Below are 749 nucleotides of genomic sequence, written 5' to 3' on the forward strand. Positions count from 1 at the left end.
AGAAGGCCGACAGACCGGGGGAGAGGCGCTCCACCATCAGGCACCACACCAGCACCACCACAGGCAGCAGGAAGTGCAGACCGGAGAGCAGCACGGCGCGGGTCTGCGGCAGCTCGTCGAGCGTCTTCTCCGGATCTTCGGCCGGCAGCGGCTCGTTGCTGGCGGCGATCTTGAGCAGGCCGAGGTAGGCCACCAGCAGCAGCGCGGCGATCCCCGGCAGGGCATAGTCACCCAGCGCCGGCTTGAGCCAGCCCAGGCCATAGTAAACCGCCAGCGAAAGGCCGCTGATGAGGGCGGCGCCAAAGGCAAAACCGGTCAGGCGGCGCAGCCAGGGGCGCGGCTGGCGGTTGCCGATCGGCTGCATGCCGAGTTTGAGCGCCTCGAGGTGCACGATGTAGAGCAGGGCGATGTAGGAGATGGCCGCCGGCAGGAAGGCGTGCTTGATGATCTCCACATACGGAATGCCGACGTACTCCACCATCAGGAAGGCCGCCGCCCCCATCACGGGAGGCATGATCTGGCCGTTGACCGAGGAGGCCACCTCCACCGCGCCGGCCTTCTCTTTGGAAAAACCGACCCGCTTCATCATGGGGATGGTGAAGGTGCCCGTGGTCACCACGTTGGCAATGGACGAGCCAGAGATGACGCCGGTCAGCGCCGAGGCGACCACCGCCGCCTTGGCCGGGCCACCGCGCAGGTGACCGAGCAGGCTAAAGGCAAGCTGGATGAAGTAGTGGCCGGCGCCGGCC

Annotated in this window: 1 pseudogene; it reads right to left on the bottom strand. The window is 67.2% G+C overall.

The window, feature by feature from the left end:
- Positions 1–749 (bottom strand): annotated as a pseudogene (locus tag BN1134_RS18805) (TRAP transporter large permease subunit); the annotation flags it as partial.

It is taken from the genome of Aeromonas simiae, assembly GCF_000820125.1.
Lineage (GTDB): Bacteria > Pseudomonadota > Gammaproteobacteria > Enterobacterales > Aeromonadaceae > Aeromonas > Aeromonas simiae.